Here is a 23,552-nt window from a genome sequence, read left to right as displayed (position 1 = left end):
GGAAGATATGTGTTGCTACTGAATATCTTTTCTTTTGCAAAATCAAATAATAAAAGGGTTCAGCCTTTTAACTAAACCCTCTTCTCTACACAATAGGTGATACCAATAATTAAATCATTATTTTTCCAGGCCTTTTCCAAAATAATTATACAACAGAGATTTTACCTTCTGCACATCCTCAAGATGTTCATATAGAGTTTCCTTAAAATTTAAGTACTCCCCAAGATATAAATTTTCACAGGCTACATCATCGCACTCTCGTAGGCCTTCCAATTTATTCCTGAATTGCCTGATTGCCTTTAAATGTGAAGTGTTGGTGTCCTGCAGGTCATCCAGTTGCTTCAGCAGCATCTTGGATGCTTCCACGTTGGGATTAATCTTTGCCATAAAGTTGTGAAACAACAGCATTCTAAAGAAATTGATCTCTCTATTGATAAAATCCGTCTTTTCCAGCCATCGCTCACATTCGGGTATCATTTCCAGTCGAATTAGCTCTAAATCATTATGATGTTCCTGTACGTGTTCTTTCATGATGCGCTCTTTTTAATCGTTTGCGGATGCTGAATGACATCCATGATTTTTATTTTATTAGTTCCCCCTGGAAACTGCCATTCTACTTCATCTCCTTTCGCGTATCCGAAAAGGGCCAGGCCCATAGGTGCCAAAATTGAGATCCTGTTCTCTTTTAAGTTGCTCATCTCCGGCGTCACAAGGCGGTAGTTTCGCTGCAGGTTCCCCGGCAGGGAAAAAGCAACTACCGAGTTAAGCCTTACTACATCATTAGGCATCTTAGCATTACTCACCACCTTGGCTCTGGCCATCTCAGTGAGCAATTTCTCAATGGAAATGCGGTAGGATTTGTCCCTGTAGTTTTGGGACATGGAAATGATCTGCCTAAGCAGTTCAAATTCCTTTTTTTCGATAATTAATTCTCCATATTTCATAAGCTGAATATTATATTCCTGTCTTTTTAAAAAGAACTGATCCCACACATGGGCGGGATCAGACTTGCTTTTTTTCCGGATCCTTACCTTCCAAAAAAGGGATTTCCGGAAGTTATTTTTTAAGGGAAGATCCCTCTTTGATTGTACGCCAGTTCAATTCGGGAAATGGCAATAATATAAGCGGCAGTACGCCAATCTGTATTTTTTTCCTTCACTGCGCCTTCTACGTTCTTAAAGACCTGCGTTAGTTTTTTCTCCAGTTTTTCAAGCACCTCATCCATTTGCCATAGTTCCCCGTTGCGGTTTTGCAACCATTCGAAATAGCTGCCAATTACGCCACCCGAGTTGCATAAAATATCCGGAATAACAGTGATGCCTCTACTTAGCAAAACTTCTTCCCCTTCAGGATTGGTAGGGCCGTTAGCGCCTTCAGCAACTACAGTAGCTTTTATTTTAAAGGCGTTTTCTTCGGTGATCTGGTTGCCAAGTGCTGCAGGGATCAAAATGTCACATTCCAATCCGAAGAATTCATCAGGATCTATTTCCTTCGCACCCTCAAACCCTTTAATAGAACCTTTTCGGGGGCTGGAGTGTTCGAGTAGGTGTGGTACCGAAATACCTTCAGCATTATATAGAGTGGCATGGGCGTCCTGTACGGCAAGTAATATAGCGCCATCTTCAACTAAAAATTTTGAAGCCCAATAACCCACATTCCCGAAACCCTGCACAATAAAAGTTTTTCCCTCCAGGGTCTCTCCACGAGACCGGTGAAGCAATTTAATAGTGTGATATACCCCAAAACCGGTGGCACGATCACGTCCTTCCAATCCGCCGGAACCGACAGGCTTTCCCGTTACCACGTGCTGATTCTGAGATCTTTCTGAAGGGGATTTTGTGGACATATAGGTGTCTGCGATCCAGGCCATGGTCTGGGCGTTGGTATTTACATCGGGTGCAGGGATGTCATGCTCAGGACCAATATTTTCACCTAAAGCGTAGGTAAAGCGGCGGGTGATCCTTTCTAATTCTCCAAGGCTGTAATTTCGGGGGTCGATCTGGATCCCTCCTTTTGCACCCCCATAAGGTAAACCGGCAAGGGAAGTTTTCCAGGTCATCCACATAGCCAATGCTTTTGCGGCGTCAACATCCACGGTTGGATGATAGCGCAATCCGCCTTTATACGGCCCCAGCGCGTTGTTGTGTTGCACGCGGTAACCTGTAAAAATCTCAACTTTACCATTGTCCATTTTCACCGGAAAATGTACTATGATCTCATTGTTAGTAAGGCTAAGGATCTTCTTTATGTTTGGATTCAGACCAATGAGGTCGGCAGTTTTTTCAAACTGGTTGAGCACAGTATCATACATACTTTGCTTCTTCTCTTCAAGTTTTGTAATCATCATTTCTTATTCAAAAAGTTCGCAATAGGTTTTTCTTTTTTCAACATAGTTGCAGTGCGACCTGTTGTCACAATTAAAACACAGGCTTTTTAGCAGGTCATTTGGTAAATTCACGCGTATTCCTTTCGGTCTTGGCACCTCTGCACCAACCGGTTGATTTTTCATAAAGGCCATAGTTCTTTCTCTGTTTTTATGTTCGACCTCTTTTAGACAACAGGCATGCCCATTAATACCGGAATAAATTATTTACTTCAATAACGTCTCATTATCAGCTACTTGAAATTGAAAAATATATTTAAAGGAAAAAGGGAAGTGGGGAGAAACTCCCCGGTCGTAGAGAAATGTACCGGTTCTATTTTAGCTTTTGCCGAAGCGTTTTTCGGTCGATCTGAAGGATTTCTGAAGCTTTGGTCTTATTGTTATCTACGGAAGCTAAAACTTTCAGGATATGAGCTCTTTCTACTTCTTTTAGAGGTCTAAGCAGGTTGTCTTCGGGAGCTGTAGGCTCAGGAAATTTTATCTCTTCCGGAAGGTGTTGTACTTCGATATCCCGCTCGCATAAGATCACCGCCCGCTGCACTACATTTTCCAGCTCTCGGATGTTCCCGGGCCAGGAATGTCGCGTAAGTAACTGTATTGCCTTTTCTGATATTCCTGTATGCGGTTTTTGATATTCAACTCCATATTGCCTGATGAAATTCTGCACCAGCGGCGGGATATCTGCTTTTCGCTCCCTTAATGGCGGCGTGTTGATGTTTACCACATTAAGACGGTAATAAAGATCCTTTCTAAAAGTGCCTTTTTCGGTCATCTTATACAAATTGCTGTTGGTGGCGGCAATCACCCGAACCTGAATTTTTTCTGATTTTTGAGCACCTATCATGCGCACTTCCTTTTCCTGAAGCACCCGAAGCAAACTAGTTTGCACGTTTGCGGGAGCTGTTCCTATTTCATCCAGGAAAATGGTGCCTCCTGCGGCAGCCTGGAAAAAGCCTTTTCTCGATTCCCCGGCACCGGTAAAGGCGCCTTTAACATGTCCAAAAAGTTCAGATTCCAGCAGATTTTCCGGGATAGCACCACAGTTTACAGCGATAAATGGATTTCCGGCAAAAGCTCCTTTGTAATGAATGGCCCTAGCAACAAGTTCCTTTCCGGTTCCGCTTTCCCCCTGGATCAAAATGGTGGCCCGGTTGTTCTTTACGCGCTCAATAATGTCCACCATTTCTTCAAATGCCTCTGAAGTCCCGATCATACCTGCATAGGCTTCAGGTTTGGCCGACTTTTCTGAAGGCTTTTTCCGCGGCCTGGCTTCCAATAAGGATTTTTCGACTGCATTTTTTAACTCTTCCCGGGTGAAAGGTTTTACGAGGTAATCCAATGCACCCATACGCAGTGCGTTCACTGCACCATGAAGTGAGGGAAAACCGGTAATCACGAGTTTAGGAATCTCAGGAAAATGCTCATCCACATATTTTATGAGCTCTATGCCATTAATGCCGGGCATTTGGAGATCGGTGATCAACAGGTCAATATTGCTAAGCTTCAGGATATCTATGGCCTCTGTAACAGATGCTGCTTTATAGGTGTGAAAATTTAGATTGGTAAGGTTGCGCTGCAACAATTCCAACATGTCATAATCATCATCTACTATTAGGATATTCTCTTTTTGCAGGGCCATAATTACATTTTTAAAGGAAGCTGGATTTGGAAGACGGTTCCTTTGGGCTCATTATTGAAAGTAAGGATCTTTCCTTTATGGCTTTTTACTATCCCGTGCACCACGCTCAGGCCAAGACCAGATCCCTCTCCTGTAGGCTTGGTAGTGAAAAATGGTTCAAAAATTTTGCTGCGGTCTGTAGCTTTTATTCCCGGACCCATGTCGGCTATTTCTATGATAAAGTTCGGTTCCTGCATGAAGATTTTTACTTTGATATTGGAATTTTCGGGCGCGAAATACAATGCATTGATCAGGAGGTTAAAAAGCACCTGGGTAAGCTGAATGGGGTCAAGCTGCGCTTTGAGCTCCTCCTGTGGCATCTCCAGACTGTAAGTTACCTGCGCTTTTTTGAAATTTTGTTTCAACAGCGAAAGAGTTTGTTCCACTATAGGTTTGACCTCAATGACTTCCATTCTCTGCGGCATTTCACAGGCAAAAAACATGAGCTTTTTCACCACTTCCCTGGAAAAAATAGCTGCTTTGATGATCCTGGAAATATCCTGTTTGGTCTGTTCGCTTTCGGCCCGCTCTTCTATTAATTCAGCAAAACCTAAGATATTACCCATAGGCGTATTAAGTTCGTGGGCGATACCCGCAGTAATCTCACCTAAAATGGCCAGCCGGTCGTTGCGTTGAACAGATCTTCTCAACAACTCCTCATGTTCCAGCCGAAGCTGCTTTTCGTAAAAAGAAGCAATTTCATCTGCTACTTTTTCCAGGAGTTTCTGCTCTTCAGGCAAGAAATGTTTCTGGCTGAATTGCGGAGCAGGATAAAAGATTCTAAGCCTACCTCTTTCTTCATCAAAGACTGAAAATTCTGCTTCCTGAAAAATGCCATTCTTCGGCGCTTTTTCCGTAGAATATTCAAATGAATCTAACTTGATCTGCACCACTGCCTCCTCTGGAAATCTCCATGCCTCCTTGAGGACTCCGGCAATCTTTCGCAATGTGTTTTTATTATTTCCACTATGCTGTCTTAGCAGGGAAGAGACTTCATAGAGACAGCTCAGTTCTTTGATCCTTTCCTGGAGTTCTTCTTTAGTGGAAGTTATTAAAGGCATGAGATAGGTATTAAAGCTCAAAGATAAATCTATTTTTGAAGACTGCTGAGCCAAAAGAATCGAGAACGGGAGCCAGGAAAGCAGAGCCGACGATTTCCAAATATTCTGTTGATTAAAAAGGCAATTCTGTTGATTGTTTTATATAACTCATCACAAACGAACTTTGAATTTTGCTAATCTGCGGAATTACCGAAAGCTTTTTAACAACGAAATTATTAAACTCTTCAGGATCCTTTACCACTACTTTCAGGACTATATCATAAACTCCGCTTATGACGTAGGCCTGCATTACTTCACCGAGCTCCCTTACCTGTCTGGCAAATTCTTCTGTGACTTCGAACTGCTGACTTTCGAGCTGGACGTTCACAATGACTGTAAAATTGAGACCTACTTTCTTCTCGTCAATAATTGCCGCGTATTTTTTTATGTAGCCTTCACTTTCCAGTCTCTTGATCCGCTCATATACAGAAGTTCGGGACATGTTCAGTCTCTGAGTGAGATCTGTAATGTCAAATTTTGAATTTTCCTGAAGAATACGGAGTAATTTTTTATCCTGTGGACTTAATTTTTCCATTGAAGAGTTTTTGTAAAGTTCATTAATTCATATTCGAACAATTTACGAAATACCAGTGCCTAATCTGAATAATATACAGGGAATTTGATTTTAAGGTGTAAAATGATTTATAAACCTGAACTATTTCTGTACAAAAATAAAACTGCTGAGAGATTTTTCAGGACTTTTTCCGAAATATCCTATTATCGGGCTTGTTATTTTGAAATAAGTACAGCTTTATATTATTAAATCGGGATAATTTTCATATCTAAGGATCAGATTTCATACAAAACACTCTATGATGTATATTTGTACGTATAAAAAACAGATAATCAAGAAGTTGTTTCAAAAGAAAAGAACTTAAAGAAATTATTAGGTGAATAGATAAATAACTATTCCGGAAGTCTAAGACTAAGGGAATAAAAACAAGAAGATATGGCTGTGTTGAAAGAAAATAAAAAATTATTGGAGGTGAAGGAATTTTCTGTTGATGGAATACTTGATGAAATTTCAATCAGGGACAATTCAGAAAATGCTCAATGGCTTACAAAAGATCTTGTCCTTGATTTATGGCAAACCAGCCCCTTGCAAAAGAAGAACAAAGAAAAGTACCTGGTATGGCTAAAAGATAAAAGGACAGTGGGATTTGCGCTGCTTCAGGAAAAAAGAAATAGAGAAGCTGTTATTCATTTTAAAATAAAAGAACGAGAAGTTATCGCACCAGAGGATTTGCAGGTTTTGTTGGAGACAAGTATCAACAAGGCGTTTGATCTATTTAACCTGGAAAAGATCCTATTTGACTGCGGTGACTACTGCTCTTCTGAAATTTCCCAGGCCTTTATTCAGGCTTTTCAGCCACACCCTGTAGGTTGGGTGCATTTAAACGATGGTAAGTATGTTCTTACCAAAGGACAATTGGATCAAACCGAAGAAGAATTCTATAAGATGTGATTCTGTGCCCAATTGCTGCAATATTTAAAACTATAAATCTTTAACATTTCCGGCTTTTTTGGGAACAAGAAGCAATATGTCCCGTCGGGCAGCTTCTTCAGCTTTACCAGTAAATTCAGCTCTTTTTTGAAAAGGGAAAAACTCTTTACAAATTCCACCATTGAACAAAATCAAATTAAAAAACCTCATGTATATGAGAAAGTCTATACTTTCAGCCTTCCTGCTCTTTTGTATTGCGTTTACAAATGCGCAGGAACTGGATGTAAAAGCAAAAACTGGAAATGTATCTAATGTTATTAATAATGGCTTTATAGAGCTGGAAGTATCGGGTGGGGAGCCTCCATATACTTACAAATGGTCTGATCAAAATACCGCTCTTACGTCACCCCGGGCAGAAGGTCTTACCGAAGGAATTCCATACGAGGTTTTAATTACAGACAGCCGGGGCGTGTCTTCAAGACAATCCTTTGAAGTGAAAGTCAAAGCCATTACAGAACATTTTAACGGCGCCTTTGTGCCCCTGGTTGAGACAATGTCGGCTTTTCTCTTTTGGGATCCTTTTACCTCATTTGGGCTGTACGATCCAAAAATCTATAGCGAAAAACAAAATGTTCCCATCCCTCATTGGAATAATGCTGTGGAGGATCGATATGTGCTAAAGGAATGGAAGGTTCGAGAAGGAGAGCAAGTGGAGGAAGGTGATCTCATCGCAGTAGTTGAATCTCAGCAAAACGGACAGATCAATGCCTACGCAAATGCCGATGGGAAAATTCACCACCTCATCGAAGAGAGCGGCGAGATCTACAACTCAAAAAATAAGGAGGATGTTATTGCAGTGGGCGCACACCATTTTGCAGAAATCGAATACGATGAGCCGGTCATACTCACTCATCCTAACGGAGACCCTTTAACTCACCCCATACCGTTCATTGTTATCTGGTTCATTTTTGGAGCGGCTTTTTTTACGGTAAAAATGGGATTTATCAATTTTAAAGGTTTTAAACATTCTATAGAACTGGCCAGGGGGAAATATGATGAACCCGATGCTCCCGGAAAAATATCCCATTTCCAGACTATGGCAACAGCAGTGTCGGCCACTGTTGGGCTCGGGAATATTGCGGGGGTAGCAATAGCGATATCTTTAGGTGGGGCCGGGGCTACTTTTTGGATGATCATTGCCGGCCTGTTGGGGATGGCTTCCAAATTTGTAGAGTGTACCCTCGGCTTGAAGTACCGTGACATACATTCGAACGGGAAAATCTTTGGTGGGCCCATGAATTATCTGCGTTACGGGCTTGAGAAAAGGAATATGAAAGGCCTCGGGAAAGTGCTCGCCGGGCTTTTTGCTCTCTTGTGTATAGGAGCTACCTTGGGAGGAGGCAATATGTTCCAGTCTAACCAGTCTTTCGAGATCCTCGCCAGCCAATTTTCCTTTCTTGAAGGACAGGGGTTCTGGTTTGGCCTCGCTCTGGCAGCTCTTGTGGGAGCTGTGATTATTGGAGGAATTGAAAGTATAGGGAAAGTTACAGGTCGCGTGGTGCCTGTCATGGCTGCTGTTTATGTAGTCGCCGCTTTTATTGTGATAGGTGTAAACATAGAAAATCTCGGCCCTGCTCTTACAGCTATTTATGACGGAGCTTTTAATGCTACCGCGCTCAAGGGTGGTATAATTGGGGTGATGATCGTAGGATTCCAAAGGGCAGCCTTTTCCAGCGAATCAGGTGTAGGTTCGGCCGCGATAGCGCATAGTGCCGGAAAGACCAACCATCCGCCGTCTGAAGGTTATGTCGCTTTACTTGAGCCTTTTATAGATACTGTAGTGATTTGTACACTCACTGCCCTGGTGCTGATCTTTACCGGGATGCACGAAGTTCAGGGTGTAGGTGGCGTGCAGCTGACTTCTAATGCCTTTGCAAGTGTAATTTCCTGGTTCCCTTATCTATTGTCTTTGGTGGTCTTCCTGTTTGCCTTTTCTACAATGATCTCCTGGTCTTACTACGGAATGCGCGCCTGGACCTATCTCTTCGGGAAAAGTGAAAAAATCGAGCTTTTATATAAGGTCATTTTTCTGGTTTTTGTGGTAATAGGAGCTTCGGTTGGTTTGGGAGCAGTATTGGCCTTTTCTGATATGTTGATACTAACTATGTCCTTTCCAAATATTATAGGTCTCTATATCCTTTCGGGAGAAGTTAAAAGGGATCTGAAAGAATACAACCGAAAATTAAAGACAGGAAAACTTTTTAAAGTGCAAAGAGAAGAGCCCAACTCGAAAGCCGCTTAGAAGAGAACACAACATTTTATTATTCAAAAAGAAGCTAAAGGTTGGCGAAACTTCAGTAGTCAAAAAATGGATTAAACAGTATTAAAACAGCGCCAGCATGGAAAAATCAAATTCAGAAGCCGAAAATAAAGTAGGAAAAAATCTTCACTTTCGCCGCTATATTATTTGGTTTTGGTCCCTGTTCGCGGCCGGAATTCTTTTTGTGCTTCTAATCTTTCTAATGGCGGCCCGGGGAGCTTTTGGTCCTATGCCGACTTTTGAGGAATTGGAAAATCCGGAAGTAAATCTGGCCACTGAAATTTTTTCTTCAGACGGTGAAACCCTGGGTAAATACTACAAGGAAAATCGCACTCCGGTGAAATATGAAGACCTGCCGCAAAATCTTATCAATGCCATTGTGGCCACAGAGGATGAACGGTATTATAATCATGCGGGGATTGATGCTAAAGGCACCTTAAGGGCAGCTGTTTATTTAGGTCGTAAGGGTGGGGCAAGTACCATTTCTCAGCAGTTGGCCAAGCTATTGTTTACGGAAAATGTTTCCGGTAACACCTTTGAAAGGATCCTTCAGAAGGTAAAGGAGTGGATCATAGCTACACGCCTGGAAAGGCAATACACCAAGGAAGAGATTCTTACAATGTATCTCAACAAGTATGACTTTATTTATCAGGCTGTGGGTATTCGTTCGGCATCCAAAATATATTTAGGAAAAGAGCCTAAAGACCTCAAGACTGAAGAAGCGGCAGTTCTGACTGCTATGCTTAAGAATCCCAGCTATTTTAATCCGATGAAGGAGGAGTTTAAAAACAATGCCTTCCGAAGAAGAAATGTTGTGCTGGGCCAGATGGAGAGGAACAATTATTTAACAGTCGCGGAAAAAGATTCCCTACAGCAACTTCCGTTGGTAACAAACTACTCTCCGCAGGATCACGATGAAGGTATTGCAACTTATTTTAGAGTATATCTCCAAAAGTTTCTGCTGGAGTGGATAAAGGAAAATCCTAAGCCTACCGGTGAAAATTACGATATCTATCGTGATGGCCTCAGGGTATATACCAGCATCGACTCAAAAATGCAACAGTACGCAGAAGAAGCGGTAGACGCACATCTTTCAAATCTTCAAAAGGAGTTTGACAGGCAGAACAAATCCAACAGGACGGCACCTTTTAGAGATATAACTGCGGAAGAAAAGAATAGCATAGTTAACAATGCCATGAGGAGGTCTGAGAGGTGGCGAATTTTATCCAATCAGGGAAAATCTACTGAAGAAATCAAGAATTCTTTTGACGTGGAGACCGAGATGACGGTGTTTACCTGGGCAGAAAATAAGCGGAAGGATACCGTCATGACTCCCCGGGATTCCATTCTCTATTATAAGTCTTTTCTCCAGTCAGGAATGATGTCGATGACCCCTCAAACAGGAGAAGTGAAAGCATGGGTAGGAGGCATTGATTTTAAACATTTTAAATATGACCTTGTAAAACAGGGAACGAGGCAGGTAGGATCAACCTTTAAACCCTTTGTGTATGCCACAGCCATAGATCAGCTGCACTTGTCTCCTTGCTATAAAATGCCGAAAAGCAGGCATACCATTGAAGCAGGAACCCATGGAATTGAGAAGGACTGGACCCCGAAAAACAGTGGGAACGACTACAGCGGAATGATTAGCCTTAAAAATGCACTTGCAAAATCCGTCAACACCGTCACCGCCCGACTCATAGATCGAACAGGAACCATCCCAGTAATTGATTTGCTCAGGAAACTTGGTATAAACACAGAAAATATTCCTCCGGCGCCGTCCATTGCTTTGGGATCTGCCGAGATAAGTGTCTATGAAATGGTTTCGGCCTTTAGTGCTTTCGCCAATGAAGGCATACATGTAGAGCCGGTGGTTGTAAATAGAATTGAGGACAAGTATGGTACTGTTTTATATCAAAATGTGCCAAAAACCAGGGATGTTTTAAGCAAAGAAACTGCTTATACCATTGTTAATTTATTGGAAGGCGTAACCCAATCAGGATCCGGCACCCGTTTGCGCGGCAATTGGGCGACAGATGTCCCCCTGTACAAAAGAGCAATGACGGGTTACCCATACGAGTTTGAGAATCCCATTGCCGGAAAAACCGGAACCACCCAAAATCAAAGTGATGGCTGGTTCATTGGAATGGTGCTTAACCTTGTCACCGGAGTCTGGGTAGGTGCTGAAGACCGGTCTGTACATTTCCCCGGCATTGCCTACGGGCAGGGGGCCACTATGGCACTACCCATTTGGGGGATTTATATGAAAAACGTTTATGCTGATGAAAATCTGAATATTTCCAGCGGCAATTTTAAACGACCGGACAGTGTATCAATTGCCACTGATTGTGATACCTTTCGACAGGAAGTCGAAAATGAATTTCAGGAGCTGCCTGCTGAACTTGATTTTTACTTTTTTATGTTCCAAAATCAGGGTGATTTCAAGGAAAGGCTTGTAAATTAGTATAGAAATTTAAACTGTTTAAAATTATGATTTATGGGAAGACCTTCCACAAAACCGAAAGACCTGAGAGATGGTTATTACATTGAGGTAAGAAATAGAAACCAAAAATCTGGTATTAAGATTCGAAGGGATACCATGGATCAACTGCTATTGGCAATTGATGAATATAAAGAAAGTAAGGAAGTAGTTATTTTGGGCAAGCAGGAAAATGGAAAAATGAGAGATATTCCGGAGCTAAACGGTCAACTATAGGGACTATTTCACTTCTTGGAAAAATACCTCTCCCAGCTCCTATACTTTTCTTCATCAACTTCAAAATATCTCATCATACTGCGAATTATTCCCGCGTCCACGTTTAGACTCTGCAAATGATATATGATGTGCTTCTTTATGCACTCTTTCCATTTCTCCTTGTGGCCCCGGTAGATGCTTTGGCGGGAATAAGTATTGGTTGCCCAGTCGGTAACGATTGAGGTGATATGAAGCTCTATAGCGCCTCCTGTACCCTCACGTTTTCCGGTGAAGAAATAATCGAAATCAACTCCTTTAAGGCTCTCCTGGATCTCAGGCTGAGGCTGTATATTTTGCTGCTGTACTTCTCTTAAAAGGGACTGGTATAACATTTTTAATGGATTATTTCCAAAATTAGGAAATAATCCATTACTCTTAATGTCTAAACTTAACCAGGCTCTCCACAATTTCGCTCCTTTTATAGTAAACTCTATTTCCAATTCCGTAAGAAGGTAGTTTGCCCTTCTTCGTCCAGTGCCAGAGCGTGGAGCTATCTATTTTTAAAAGATTTGCTGCTTCTTTTCGAGTTAATAATTCTTCCTGATCTCTCACTTTGTGCAGCTCCTGTTTAAGCTCCTCAAATTGATTTTGTACTGCCTGATTTATAAAATCTATTAATTGTGCCTGTGTAATTTTTTCAATTAAAACCGAATTTTCCATAGCATATAATTTTACGTTTCAAACATCAACGGCGGCAACTGCCTTTTTATTAACGCATTGCATTAAAACCATCTAATTACCAACCTCTTCAACCGGGTGCAACGGCGTCAACGGCTCTGGTGCAACGGGAAGAATGTAAACCTACAACAGCAAGTGCAACGGTTATTAACCAATCATCCAACCGCTCCTCCAACTGTATTTACCTTCAAGGCCAACCGCATCAATATTCTTCCAGCACCCTTTCTTTTACCTATTTGGTTTTCTTTAACAATTGTGTATTTTTACCAATACCCTACCTGAAGAAGAAACAGCCTTTGTTCCTGAGCACCTGACGTGTGAAATGTGAGCAGAGGCTAAAAAATAATTACCAAAATACATGTTCGAACAGACGTTTAAAAACATTGATGATATCCTGTACAAAGATTCAGGAGCCGATAGTGAATTAGATTATATAGGCCAGACTTCCTGGGTGCTATTCCTGAGATACCTTGATGATCTGGAAAAAGACAAAGCCGATGAGGCTGCTCTGGAAGGAAAAGATTATGAATTTATTATAGATGAAAAATACCGCTGGGGTACCTGGGCCATGCCCAAGGACGCTGCTGGAAACCTTGATCGAAATGCAGCCTTAAGAGGACCGGAGCTGGTGCAATTTGTGGATTATGAGTTATTCCCTTACCTGGCCGATTTTAAAGAAAAAGCCAAAGAGAACCCGAAGACTATTGAGTACAAAATAGGAGAGATCTTCAGCGAACTTAAAAATAAGATCCAGAGCGGGTATAATCTGGGAGAGATTATTGAATTGGCAGATGGCTTACCATTTCATTCTTCAGAGGACAAGCACGAATTAAGTCACCTATACGAGACAAAGATCAAGAATATGGGAAATGCTGGCCGTAATGGTGGCCAGTATTATACACCAAGACCTCTTATTAGAGCCATGATTAATGTGGTGGACCCGCAGATAGGAGAAACGGTTTATGATGGTGCTGTAGGTTCTGCAGGCTTCTTGTGTGAAGCTTACGAGTACATGTACAACCGCATGGAGCGCAATGTCAAAAACTTCCGTACGCTCCAGGAGAACACCTTCTACGGAAAAGAAAAGAAGAACCTTGCGTACGTCATAGGAGTGATGAATATGATCCTTCACGGGATCGAAGCACCCAATATTGTCCATATCAACACGCTTTCCCAGAACCTGAATGACATTCAGGAAAAGGATCGTTACAACGTAATTCTTGCCAATCCTCCCTTTGGTGGAAAGGAACGGAAGGAGGTACAGCAAAATTTTCCAATTAAAACAGGAGAAACAGCATTTCTCTTTCTGCAGCATTTCATTAAAAGCCTTAAAGCAGGTGGACGCGCAGCTATAGTCATAAAAAACACCTTTTTAAGCAATACTGACAATGCTGCAATTGCTCTACGGAAACACCTTTTAGAGACTTGTAACCTGCATACTATTTTAGATATGCCCAGCGGAACTTTTCTCGGGGCCGGAGTGAAAACAGTGGTGTTGTTCTTCGAGAAAGGAGAGCCTACCCGAAATATCTGGTATTATCAACTGGACCCGGGAAGGAATATGGGGAAAACTAATCCGCTCAATGATAAGGACCTTGAAAAGTTTGTAAAACTGCAGAAGGAAAAGCCGGAAACGGAGCAGTCGTGGAATATTTCAGTGAGTGACCTTAATTCAGGGACGACGGGCTAAACCTTTAAAGGCAGATTATGTGCTTCAGTACAAGAATAGATATCTGGCAGTGGTGGAAGCCAAAGCCAGGGATGAATACTACACCGCCGGAGTAGGGCAGGCAAAGGATTATGCGGAGCGGCTGCAGATTAGATATACCTATTCCACCAATGGATTAAAACACTACGGGATCGATATGAAATTGGCGCAGGAGAGTGATGTCGCCGGTTTTCCGACACCGGATGAGCTGTGGGATAGAACCTTTCCGAATAAAAATGAATGGCGGGAGCGGCTTTTCAACGTTCCTTTTGAAGATCGTGGCGGCACCTGGCAACCACGCTACTATCAGGACAATGCCATTACAAAGACTTTAGAAGCAATTTCAGAAGGAAAAGACAGGATCTTGTTGACCCTGGCAACGGGAACAGGAAAGACTGCAATCTCGTTCCAGATCGCATGGAAATTATTTCAGGCAAGGTGGAACCTCCAAAAAGACGGAAAGCGAAGCCCCAGGATCCTCTTTTTGGCAGACAGAAATATTCTGGCCGATCAGGCTTTCAATTCTTTTGGAGCTTTTGAGGAAGAAGCGCTGGTAAGAATCACTCCGGCAGATATTAAAAAGAAAGGTAAGGTACCCACCAACGGGAGCATCTTTTTTACCATTTTCCAGAGCTTTATGAGTGGCCCCGACCATTCTCCATACTTTGGAGAATACGAACCGAATTTTTTTGACTTCATTATCATTGATGAGTGCCACCGGGGAGGTGCAAAAGATGAAAGCACCTGGAGGGCAATTCTGGAATATTTTAAACCTGCGGTTCAGCTGGGTCTCACTGCTACACCCAAGCGGGATGTGAATGGAGATACCTATAAATATTTCGGAGAACCTGTGTATAGCTATTCCCTGAAACAAGGAATAAATGATGGTTTTCTAACACCTTTTAAGGTAAAGGAGATCAGCACCACCATAGATGAATACGTCTATACGGAGGACGACGATGTAGAAACCGGTGAAGTGGAGCAGGGAAGAAAATACACCGAAGCGGAATTCAACCGCATCATTGAAATTAGGGAGCGGGAAGAGTTCAGGGTGAAGCTGTTGATGCAGATGATCAACCAGAATCAGAAAACACTTATTTTCTGCGCTACCCAAATACACGCAGCTGCGATTCGGGATTTAATTAATCAGTACTCGAGCAGCACCAACCCAAACTATTGCCATAGAGTAACTGCCGACGACAGTGGTAGGGGGGAACAACATCTCAGGGATTTTCAGGACAACGAGAAAATCATTCCGACAGTGCTCACGACTTCAAAAAAGCTCAGTACAGGTGTTGATGCCCCGGAAGTTAAGAACATCGTCCTGCTTAGGCCGGTAAAGTCAATGGTGGAGTTCAAGCAAATTGTAGGTAGAGGTACTCGACTTTATCAGGACAAGGATCATTTCACCATTTATGATTTTGTAAAAGCCCACGAGCATTTTCAGGATCCGGAATGGGATGGGGAACCTTTGGAACCGGAACCGGCGAAACCACGAAAAAAAGCCCAGGTATGTCAGGAATGTGGACAGAAGCCGTGTATATGTGAAGGAGCTGAGGATTATGCCTGTAATGATTGCAGTAATGATCCCTGCGTGTGTGAAACTCCGCCAAAATACCTGATCAAAGTGAAACTTGCCGACCACAAGGTGCGGGAATTTGATAGTATGGTGAAAACTTCTTTCTGGAGTCCGGATGGGAAGCCTATTTCTGTAGAGAAATTTGTGATGAACCTTTTTGGGGAGCTACCATCTCTTTTTAAAAATGAGGAGGAGTTAAGGCAGCTATGGAGTGTTCCGGGTACCAGGCGAAAACTATTGGAAGAGCTTTCAGATAAAGGTTACTCGGCAGCCCAGCTGGAAGACCTGAAAAAAGTGGTGTATGGAGAGGACAGTGACCTTTTTGATGTACTCGCCTATATTGCTTACCACAGAGACCTCGTACCGCGTATAAAACGTGCAGAAAGAGCTAAGGTTCTTCTGGATGATTATAACCCGGCACAACAGGAGTTCCTGAATTTTGTCCTGGATCAATACGTAGCTTCAGGCTTTGAGCAACTGGATGATTCCCAACTGGGAGACTTGCTTGTATTAAAATATCACGCCCTTGCAGATGCTAAGGCTAAATTGGGAGATATCCCGAGCATTCGGAACACCTTTATTGGATTTCAGCAGCATTTGTATGGGCAGAGGGTTGGGAGTTCGGCTTAAGTCAAAATTTTAATTGAACCTAAATCAATTAAAATTTTATCAAGTTTGTTTTCTCGCTTTTTGACTTAATTCTTTAAGATTAAATCAGAAAAACTTACGTGTCTTTCATCTCGAGTGTAGCCAAGGGTGGGGGATATTTTTCCTTTCCGGATCAAGTCCTTAAATAATTTTTATAAGTCTTTTAAAACATGAAACGCCCGTAAAAAGTGATTTACGGGCGTTCCTGAAGAAATTTTTGGCTTGACTTAAATCTCCGTATTAGTCTGTTTTTCTGAGAGTGGAACAGGAAAATAAGCATGGTCATCTGCATTAAAACCAGTTCTGCCTTTTTCGTGCAGCTCTGCTTCTAATAAATCCCATCGACGTAGATCGTAAAACCTGGTAGATTCAAGCGTTAGTTCCATAGTACGTTCATGGATTATTTGCTGAAATATTTCTTCCTGTCCGCTAAGATTAAGGGCGGGCATGTTGCCATGAACCGCACGAACTTCATTAATTAGTGCCATTGCTTCAGAAGATTTTCCGAGTTCATTTAAAGCTTCTGCCTGCATAAGCAATACATCTGCATAACGCATTAATACCACGTTTACACCCACATATCCGTTGTTATATACATACACCGGCAACCATTTTCTGAAATAAGCACTATTATCTTTGGCATCGGCAGAACCATATGTTTCTGCTATTAATTCATCCCAGGTACTTCCTTCCATTCTATTAGTTGCGGGATCATTAAAATAAGGATCATCAAAGTATAAGGTAGCATACAGGCGATTGTCATAAAGGTCATTTTCGGCAATCTTTCCTTCCTGTTTCATTTCCTCTACCAGATCATAATTGGCTTCAATTCCTCCCCAGCCCCCTATGGCCCAGTCTGCAACAAATGCATGAAGGCGGGTATAATTATTAGAACTGGCATCGGCGCTTTTAAACTGAAGTTCAAAGATGCTTTCCTGGTTGTTTTCGTTTTCCCCATTAAAGAGGCTTTCAAAGTCCGGTTCCAGGTTGTAAATCCCACTGTCTATCACCTGTTGAAAAGCGGCAGCGGCATTTTCGTAATCTCCGGCTTCAGAAGAACTTTCATCACCAGCTTTAAATAAATAAGCTTTCCCAAGATAACTCAGGGCCGCGCCTTTATTTGCATGTCCGAGATTTTCGGAGGAAACTTCGAAATCCAACATTTCTGAAGCAGTTTTGAAATCGTTAAGTATAAGCTCCCAAGTTTCACTACGGGTACTCAATGGTTTGTTTGTATTTTCATTATTTATAGTCTCTGTTCGGGTAATGATTTGCTCATATAGGGTAAGCAATCTAAAATGATAGTAGCCCCGCAGAAAGGTGGCTTCTCCTATTATTCTTTCTTTCTCAGCTTCAGAAATTTGTTCTGCAGTCATCTTTCCTACATTGGAAATTACCTGGTTGGCAAAGTTTATTCCCTTATAGTTGGTTTCCCATAGCACGTCCAAAAAGATATGACCATCGGTATAATTAAAATTATATATTGACATCCAATGCGAGTAATTAGAGGCGTCGGGACCCGGCAAGACATAATCTGAACGGAAATAATCAACTACGGGACGTCCTTCCTGCCAGCCATTCCAAAAATTGCTGCGAGCCTCCAATTCGGAATATGCGGCTACCAAACCAGATCGGGCATCATCGGCATTCCTCCAAAAGTTCTGAGAAGTTAACTGGTCCGGAGATTTTTCATCTAAAAATTCTTCTTCCGAACAGGAAAATACTGTTAGCACCAATAATGGAAGTATTGTAAGTTTTATTAGTTTCTTCATTTTCTTAATTTTTTAAATTAAAATTTAAGCTGAATTCCGCCAATCAAAGATTTGTATTTTGGATAAAGATTGCTGTCAATTCCTCTTGAAAGTATAGCTCCCCCCACCTCAGGATCAAGACCTGAATAATTGGTGAACGTGAAATAGTTTTGCGCAGTCGCAAACAATCTTAAATTATCGATAAATAGGTTTTCAAGTCCAGCTTCAGGTACACTATATCCAATTTGAATCGTCTTCACCCGCAAATAATCGCCATCTTCCAAAAATCTTGTAGAAGCACGGTTATTTCGGTTTGGGTCATTTAATACAGCTCGTGGAATTTCGGTATTGGTATTCGTGGGGGTCCAGGCATTAAGGCTTTCTGAACGAAAGTTTCTTCCTGTGTCCAGACTTAATAATCTAAAATCATTACCATTATAGATTTTGTTCCCACCTGCACCTTGAAAGAATACTGTAATATCAAAACCGGAATAATCTGCAGACAGGTTCAAGCTGTATTCATATTTAGGTATTGCAGTTCCCGCATAAATTTCGTCTTTCTCGTTGATTACTCCATCGTCATTTTGATCTAGAAAGCGAATATCACCCGGTGCTGCATTAGGTTGTATTAAATTTCCATTTACGCTATGTGCAGTCACTTCTGCCTCGTTCTGAAAGATACCATCGGCTACCGGAAGAAAGAAAGCTCCGGGTTCAAAGCCAACTTTGGTCTGATTTACAAAATGATCCGATCCAAAGAGTAAGCCGATACCGTAAAGTACCTGGTCCTCATTGCTTAACTTGGTCACCTCGCTATTAATAGTAGTAAAAGTTGCAGCAGCCGAGTAGTTCACCGCATGATCGTTATTACGGTACTGCAGTTCAAATTCAAATCCTTTGTTTTCAAATTCTCCTACATTCACTACAGGATTATTTACTCCGGCCGAAGGAGGTACTTCTCTTATAATTAATAAATCTTCAGTTGTGCTTTTGTAATAGTTTACTGAACCGGTTAATCTGTTTTGAAGGGAGCGAAAATCCAGACCAAAGTTAGAGGAAGTGTTAGTTTCCCATTTGAGGTCGGGATTCTCCAGATCTCTTGCAATACTTCCAATATAAGAGGTTTGCGGCATTCCAAAAACATAACCGCCATCATAGTAGCTTTTACCCTGTGAGATAAGAGGGATATAGTCATAATAACCTAAAGCACTATCGTTCCCCGCTTGACCCCAGCTATATCGAATTTTTAGGAAATCAAAAATTTCCTGTCTCTGCATAAAAGATTCATCGGTAATCTTCCAACCTAGAGCAAAAGATGGAAAATAGCCGTATTTGTTGTTTTCTCCAAACTTAGAACTACCGTCCCGACGAAGACTTGCCTGTAAGAGATATCTATCCATAAAGGAATAGTTAAGACGTCCAAATTGGGACGCCAGCGCATATGTAGCATTTGTTCCGCTAGCAGAATAGGTGCCGTCGCTAAAAGCATTAAGAGTATTAAAACTGGGGTCAAGAATAATAGCGGGAATTTTGTTTCCATTCTCATCCGTCTTATAACCTTCAGCTTGCGCATAGGTCCATTTTAGAGGCTCCTTGATCCGTTGATAACCGGCCAAAAGATCAAAACTGTGTTGATCAAGATCTAATTTATAGTTAAGCGTGTATTCCTGATTAAGCCTTCTGGAAGTGGAATTATATTCGGATATGAAAGCAAATTCTCGCTGCGCAATATCCTGCACATCCCTTACCCTAAATGGCTGGTGAAATTCGTATGTATAATCCTGTAAATTTGAGAGAGAATAACCGGCTCTGGCTGTTAATCCGTCAATAACTTCATAAGAAATATTGGCGCTTCCCAGAAAATACTTTAGACGAGTATGTCCATCTATAAAGTTATCTTCTCCAATAGGATTTCTATGATCGGGAATGTCTCCGGTTCTGTACCCATAACCTGATTCCTTGCTCTCATCAAAAACCGGTATGAGCGGAGAAATAAAATAGGTTTCCCTAATTGAAAACTTATAATCTTCTTTATAAGTTTCATTATAATTAAGACTGGTGCTAACCTCTAGTTTGCCTTTGGAAAGGTTTAAATTTGAGGAAATACCTTTTTTAGTAAATTGGGAACCTAATAACACTCCTTCTTCTTCAGCCATGTTCCCGGCGATGCTATAAGTGACATTTTCTGCTCCGCCACTTACTCTAACATTACTATTAAGCAGGTAGCCATCTCTATGTGTTTGATCAATCCAATCTGTATCGACATTTGGAGGATTCTGTACATATCCTGGAATTTCCATTCCTGCATTTTCATACATTTGACGGTGTACCTCTACATATTCTGAGGCGTTTAAGAGATTCATCTCTTCCCGCGGAGAGTTAAAGCTGTAGGAGGATTCCACATCTACCTGTGGCAGACCCTTCTTCCCTTTTTTGGTGGTGATTATTACCACCCCGTTAGCGGCCCTGGTTCCATAAATTGCTCCCGAAGCTGCATCTTTTAGAATTTCTATCGACTCAATGTTATTACTGTCAATAAAATATGGATCTGCCTGCACGCCATCTACAATGTACAGTGGCTCATTATTACCGAATGTACCAAAGCCTCTAATTGAAACTTCAGGTGCTGCGCCGGGACTCCCAGAGGAATTAGTAACATTAACTCCCGAAACGCGCCCCTGCATCCCGTCCAGTGGATTTGTAGAAACGACCCTGTTGAGCTCCTCACTTTTGACGGTACTTATGGCTCCGGTCACATCGCTTTTCTTTTGCGTACCGTACCCTACTACAACGACCTCATCAAGACCTTCCAGTTCTTCTTTTAAAACCACATTAATTATTTCTTGATCACCTACTGTGACTTTTTGAGTTGTAAAACCTAAATATTGGAACACCAATACATCTTCGGGCCTTACTTCTAAAGAATAGTTCCCATCAAAATCTGTTTGGGTACCCGTTGTTGTACCTTCCACGTACACATTTACCCCAGGTAAGGGCATACCTTTTTCATCTGTCACCGTACCAGATACATTTTGCTGGACTTCCTTTTTGGAAACAGGAGTGTCGGTGGATTTTTCCTTTAGCAGAATAGTTTGTTTATCTGTTATTTCATAGGTGTAACTCGTATTGGTCAGGCTTTTTTGAAGAAGGTCTTTCAGAAAAATTTCACCTTTTTGCACAGTCACTTTGGGAGCTTTTGCAAAAGCATTAGCCGGAAATACAAAGCTGTAGTCGGTTTGTTGCTGAATAAGGTCAAAGGTTTCTTCTACAGTCATACTTTGATCCTTTTCAATTTTTATTTTGGCTGCCTGAAAAGCAACATTATTTTCAAGAGCATAACTATTGATACAGAACAGGAGTAAAAATAATTTTAAATAGAACGGAGCTATCCGTTTTTTGCGATCATTCGCATCAAGTAATTTAGTTTTCATAAATTTACAACTTGTTAATTATTCAGATTAATTAATAAAGGGGAATGGAGGTTTAAATTGTCCAGGTCTAAATCCCGTTCCCTTAATTTTTGTCCATAACTTTTATGGAGCTTCCATTTAATTCAAAATTTGCTTTATTAGTGTTTTTAAAGATTTCTAAAAGTTGTTCCAGCTGTTGATTTTTATTTAGCACTCCATTGAATCGCAATTCACGCAGGGCTGGCTGCTCAAAATTTACCTCCACGTCATACCATCGGCCTACTACCTGCATAATTTCATCTAATGGCTCATTATTAAATGCATACTTTCCTTGAGTCCATGATATATACTTCCAAACATTTACATGTTGAACCTCCAAATTTTCTTTAGAAACCAGAGATTGTTGGCCGGGCTTCAATTTTACCGACATTTTACTCAAAGAAATTTTTACCGAACCTTCCACCAGGGTAGTAGCCAGGCTGGCTTTATCGGGATAAGCATTTACATTAAATTTTGTGCCCAATACTTCAATTTCCTGCTCCTTGTTTTGCACTATAAATTTTTGTCCACTATTTTGTTTACTGGATGTGATTTCAAAATAAGCCTCTCCATATTCAATTCTAACGAACCGACTTTTTTGCCCCTTGAAGCTCGAGGGGAATGATATTTTAGTATCAGAGTTTAACCAGACTTTAGATCCGTCTGCCAGTACTACAGAAAATTGAATTCCCCTGGGTACCACTACCGTGTTCATTTTTATTTCTTCGGATACATTTTTTTCCTTATCTGAAGCAGCAGGCTCTTTAATTATCAGAGAATGGCTGTTAGCGTTGTAATACCCACCTGTTATTGCGGCTCCTTCACTCATTAGCTGTTGTTGTCCGGATTCATCTATAAGCAATACTCCTTTTTCCTGCTCTTCAGCAGAAGGGGTACTGGTCACTTGCACTTCTGTAGACATAAAATCCGCGGTGAAAAAAGGAATGCTAAGCAACACGACCAAAATGGCAGCAGCTGCCAGGGCCCAGCGATAATTTCTGCGTTTGGTAGGAAATAGTCGCCTATTCATTTTTTCCCAGGCTTTATTTGTAGAAGGGACCCGAAAATGCTCTTTTTGGAACTCCATCTCAACACGTTGATAATAATCTCGATGTTTTTGAGAAGCCTCAAACCACTCCCGAAATTCTCTTTCTTCGGCAGGGTTAAGCTTATTATCAAGTTTTTTAAGGAGGGTCTGGAATTCCATGAAAAAATTTAGGTGTTTAATTATATGACAATAAGAAATCGTTTTCGGGTGACAAAAAACTTATTTATTTGTAAAATAAATTTTGATTTAGAACAAAAAGTCAAGAATTCGGCCTATAATAGCCGGTGACAGGTGAGTTAATTTACCTCTGGCTAAAGAAGAGAATAAGCAATTCATTCAGTTGGGTAATTTTAAGTCTGGCACGTTTAAGTTGGGTTTTCACAGTATTTACTGTAACATCCATCTCTTCAGCGATCTCGGCATAAGAGTAGCCTTCTATCACCTTTAAACTGAAGATTTTTCGCATTTTTTGCGGCAAATTTTCTAAAATAATTTCTGCCTTCCGCGTCATAGCTTCCTTCTCCTGTTGCTCTACCAGCTCTATAGAATCTGGAGAACAAAGAGAGGCGGTAATATCTAAAATTGCGTCCCGGTCGGTTATTTTAAGGGATTTTAATTGGTTAAGGCAGCGGTTGCGTACCGTGCTGTAGAGGTATCCCTTGATTGTGGTATGAATTTCATAAGAAGCCGCATTTTCCCAAAGGTCGACGAACACCTCCTGCACTAGATCCTCACTTGCCGCTCTATCGTAAAGAAACCTATAGGCATACTCCACCAGACCGGGATATAGCAATTCAAAAAGCCGCTGAAAAGCTTTTTGATTCCTATTAATAATTTGGCGGATTTCCAGATTCAAAGTTTATTCAGGATAAGAGGCTTAGGTCACAAATATAGAAATTTTCATTACCTAAAACTTTTTATACTCCAGTTTGCTACCCTCTTGTTTAGTATATTTTTTTCTTGTAATTTGGTTGCGTCCAAAATCCTTCTGCACAGGAGGAGCATCTTTAA

17 protein-coding genes and 1 pseudogene are annotated in these 23,552 nt (G+C 41.3%); 6 read left to right on the top strand and 12 right to left on the bottom strand.

All coding sequences use genetic code 11. The features are described from left to right. Nucleotides 1-117: 117 nt before the first annotated feature. From HC175_RS02630 to HC175_RS02605, 6 genes are all read right to left on the bottom strand, one after another. Nucleotides 118-531, bottom strand: coding sequence for a hypothetical protein (locus HC175_RS02630; RefSeq protein WP_168136942.1), 414 nt, complete (start codon nucleotides 529-531; stop codon nucleotides 118-120). Continuing rightward, complete coding sequence (locus HC175_RS02625; RefSeq protein WP_168136941.1) at nucleotides 528-944, bottom strand: GreA/GreB family elongation factor; 417 nt, start codon at nucleotides 942-944, stop codon at nucleotides 528-530. Before HC175_RS02625 ends, HC175_RS02630 begins: the two co-directional genes overlap by 4 nt. A gap of 119 nt (nucleotides 945-1,063) precedes the next feature. After that, nucleotides 1,064-2,344 (bottom strand): Glu/Leu/Phe/Val family dehydrogenase, encoded by a 1,281-nt coding sequence (locus HC175_RS02620; RefSeq protein ID WP_438865915.1) that lies wholly within the window; start codon nucleotides 2,342-2,344, stop codon nucleotides 1,064-1,066. A gap of 352 nt (nucleotides 2,345-2,696) precedes the next feature. Then, nucleotides 2,697-4,022 (bottom strand): sigma-54-dependent transcriptional regulator, encoded by a 1,326-nt coding sequence (locus HC175_RS02615; RefSeq protein ID WP_168136939.1) that lies wholly within the window; start codon nucleotides 4,020-4,022, stop codon nucleotides 2,697-2,699. A 2-nt stretch (nucleotides 4,023-4,024) separates the two neighbouring features. Next, the gene (locus tag HC175_RS02610) at nucleotides 4,025-5,122 is read right to left on the bottom strand and encodes a sensor histidine kinase (RefSeq protein WP_168137134.1); all 1,098 of its coding nucleotides are present in this window, start codon (nucleotides 5,120-5,122) and stop codon (nucleotides 4,025-4,027) included. 112 nt (nucleotides 5,123-5,234) lie between these two features. Beyond that, a complete protein-coding gene (locus tag HC175_RS02605) occupies nucleotides 5,235-5,696 on the bottom strand; it encodes an Lrp/AsnC family transcriptional regulator (protein WP_168136938.1) in 462 nt (153 codons plus the stop codon). A 414-nt stretch (nucleotides 5,697-6,110) separates the two neighbouring features. On the opposite strand from HC175_RS02605, the gene HC175_RS02600 reads away from it, so the two are divergent. The 4 genes from HC175_RS02600 to HC175_RS02585 all read left to right on the top strand — a co-directional run bounded on the left by HC175_RS02600 (nucleotide 6,111) and on the right by HC175_RS02585 (nucleotide 11,641). Then, nucleotides 6,111-6,626, top strand: a complete 516-nt coding sequence (locus HC175_RS02600; protein WP_168136937.1) for a hypothetical protein — start codon at nucleotides 6,111-6,113, stop codon at nucleotides 6,624-6,626. A gap of 193 nt (nucleotides 6,627-6,819) precedes the next feature. Then, nucleotides 6,820-8,907, top strand: a complete 2,088-nt coding sequence (locus HC175_RS02595) for an amino acid carrier protein (protein ID WP_168136936.1) — start codon at nucleotides 6,820-6,822, stop codon at nucleotides 8,905-8,907. 97 nt (nucleotides 8,908-9,004) lie between these two features. Then, nucleotides 9,005-11,389, top strand: coding sequence for a penicillin-binding protein 1A (locus HC175_RS02590; RefSeq protein WP_168136935.1), 2,385 nt, complete (start codon nucleotides 9,005-9,007; stop codon nucleotides 11,387-11,389). 33 nt (nucleotides 11,390-11,422) lie between these two features. Beyond that, complete coding sequence (locus HC175_RS02585; RefSeq protein WP_168136934.1) at nucleotides 11,423-11,641, top strand: hypothetical protein; 219 nt, start codon at nucleotides 11,423-11,425, stop codon at nucleotides 11,639-11,641. A gap of 8 nt (nucleotides 11,642-11,649) precedes the next feature. Here the strand turns inward: HC175_RS02585 and HC175_RS02580 are convergent, their stop codons facing one another. Both HC175_RS02580 and HC175_RS02575 read right to left on the bottom strand, forming a co-directional pair. Beyond that, nucleotides 11,650-12,012: a hypothetical protein gene (locus HC175_RS02580; protein ID WP_168136933.1), complete on the bottom strand. Its 363-nt coding sequence runs from the start codon at nucleotides 12,010-12,012 to the stop codon at nucleotides 11,650-11,652. Nucleotides 12,013-12,055: 43 nt separating this feature from the next. Continuing rightward, nucleotides 12,056-12,340 carry a helix-turn-helix domain-containing protein gene (locus tag HC175_RS02575; RefSeq protein WP_168136932.1) on the bottom strand — a complete coding sequence of 95 codons (285 nt, stop codon included), beginning with the start codon at nucleotides 12,338-12,340 and terminating at the stop codon, nucleotides 12,056-12,058. A gap of 376 nt (nucleotides 12,341-12,716) precedes the next feature. Between HC175_RS02575 and HC175_RS02570 the strand changes: the two genes are divergently transcribed. Together HC175_RS02570 and hsdR are read left to right on the top strand one after the other, a co-directional pair. Then, entirely contained in the window at nucleotides 12,717-14,048 is a 1,332-nt protein-coding gene (locus HC175_RS02570; protein WP_168136931.1) for a class I SAM-dependent DNA methyltransferase, read from the top strand. After that, nucleotides 14,032-16,275: pseudogene (hsdR, locus tag HC175_RS02565) on the top strand (EcoAI/FtnUII family type I restriction enzme subunit R); the annotation flags it as partial. The gene HC175_RS02570 and the pseudogene hsdR, both read left to right, overlap by 17 nt. A 245-nt stretch (nucleotides 16,276-16,520) precedes the next feature. On the opposite strand, the gene HC175_RS02560 reads toward hsdR, so the two are convergent. From HC175_RS02560 to HC175_RS02545, 4 genes are all read right to left on the bottom strand, one after another. Further along, a complete protein-coding gene (locus tag HC175_RS02560; RefSeq protein WP_168136929.1) occupies nucleotides 16,521-18,065 on the bottom strand; it encodes a RagB/SusD family nutrient uptake outer membrane protein in 1,545 nt (514 codons plus the stop codon). Nucleotides 18,066-18,082: 17 nt separating this feature from the next. Next, nucleotides 18,083-21,475 carry a SusC/RagA family TonB-linked outer membrane protein gene (locus HC175_RS02555; RefSeq protein ID WP_168136928.1) on the bottom strand — a complete coding sequence of 1,131 codons (3,393 nt, stop codon included), beginning with the start codon at nucleotides 21,473-21,475 and terminating at the stop codon, nucleotides 18,083-18,085. A gap of 82 nt (nucleotides 21,476-21,557) precedes the next feature. After that, entirely contained in the window at nucleotides 21,558-22,700 is a 1,143-nt protein-coding gene (locus tag HC175_RS02550) for a FecR family protein (RefSeq protein ID WP_168136927.1), read from the bottom strand. Between the two features lie 142 nt (nucleotides 22,701-22,842). Then, a complete protein-coding gene (locus HC175_RS02545; protein WP_168136926.1) occupies nucleotides 22,843-23,397 on the bottom strand; it encodes an RNA polymerase sigma factor in 555 nt (184 codons plus the stop codon). Between the last annotated feature and the right edge of the window lie 155 nt (nucleotides 23,398-23,552).

The organism is Salinimicrobium oceani, from assembly GCF_012037645.1.
Note: the sequence above shows the minus strand (reverse complement) of the source record. Positions and strands in the feature narration are given on the sequence as shown.

Bases quoted from the DNA above. Each gene is read 5' to 3' on its own strand.
- HC175_RS02560 (WP_168136929.1), bottom strand. From the start codon at position 18,065: ATGAAGAAACTAATAAAACTTACAATACTTCCATTATTGGTGCTAACA.
- HC175_RS02570 (WP_168136931.1), top strand. From the start codon at position 12,717: ATGTTCGAACAGACGTTTAAAAACATTGATGATATCCTGTACAAAGAT.
- HC175_RS02615 (WP_168136939.1), bottom strand. From the start codon at position 4,022: ATGGCCCTGCAAAAAGAGAATATCCTAATAGTAGATGATGATTATGAC.
- HC175_RS02590 (WP_168136935.1), top strand. From the start codon at position 9,005: ATGGAAAAATCAAATTCAGAAGCCGAAAATAAAGTAGGAAAAAATCTT.
- HC175_RS02555 (WP_168136928.1), bottom strand. From the start codon at position 21,475: ATGAAAACTAAATTACTTGATGCGAATGATCGCAAAAAACGGATAGCT.
- HC175_RS02625 (WP_168136941.1), bottom strand. From the start codon at position 944: ATGAAATATGGAGAATTAATTATCGAAAAAAAGGAATTTGAACTGCTT.
- HC175_RS02620 (WP_438865915.1), bottom strand. From the start codon at position 2,344: ATGATTACAAAACTTGAAGAGAAGAAGCAAAGTATGTATGATACTGTG.
- HC175_RS02600 (WP_168136937.1), top strand. From the start codon at position 6,111: ATGGCTGTGTTGAAAGAAAATAAAAAATTATTGGAGGTGAAGGAATTT.
- HC175_RS02580 (WP_168136933.1), bottom strand. From the start codon at position 12,012: ATGTTATACCAGTCCCTTTTAAGAGAAGTACAGCAGCAAAATATACAG.
- HC175_RS02605 (WP_168136938.1), bottom strand. From the start codon at position 5,696: ATGGAAAAATTAAGTCCACAGGATAAAAAATTACTCCGTATTCTTCAG.
- HC175_RS02550 (WP_168136927.1), bottom strand. From the start codon at position 22,700: ATGGAATTCCAGACCCTCCTTAAAAAACTTGATAATAAGCTTAACCCT.
- HC175_RS02585 (WP_168136934.1), top strand. From the start codon at position 11,423: ATGGGAAGACCTTCCACAAAACCGAAAGACCTGAGAGATGGTTATTAC.
- HC175_RS02575 (WP_168136932.1), bottom strand. From the start codon at position 12,340: ATGGAAAATTCGGTTTTAATTGAAAAAATTACACAGGCACAATTAATA.
- HC175_RS02610 (WP_168137134.1), bottom strand. From the start codon at position 5,122: ATGCCTTTAATAACTTCCACTAAAGAAGAACTCCAGGAAAGGATCAAA.
- HC175_RS02595 (WP_168136936.1), top strand. From the start codon at position 6,820: ATGAGAAAGTCTATACTTTCAGCCTTCCTGCTCTTTTGTATTGCGTTT.
- HC175_RS02630 (WP_168136942.1), bottom strand. From the start codon at position 531: ATGAAAGAACACGTACAGGAACATCATAATGATTTAGAGCTAATTCGA.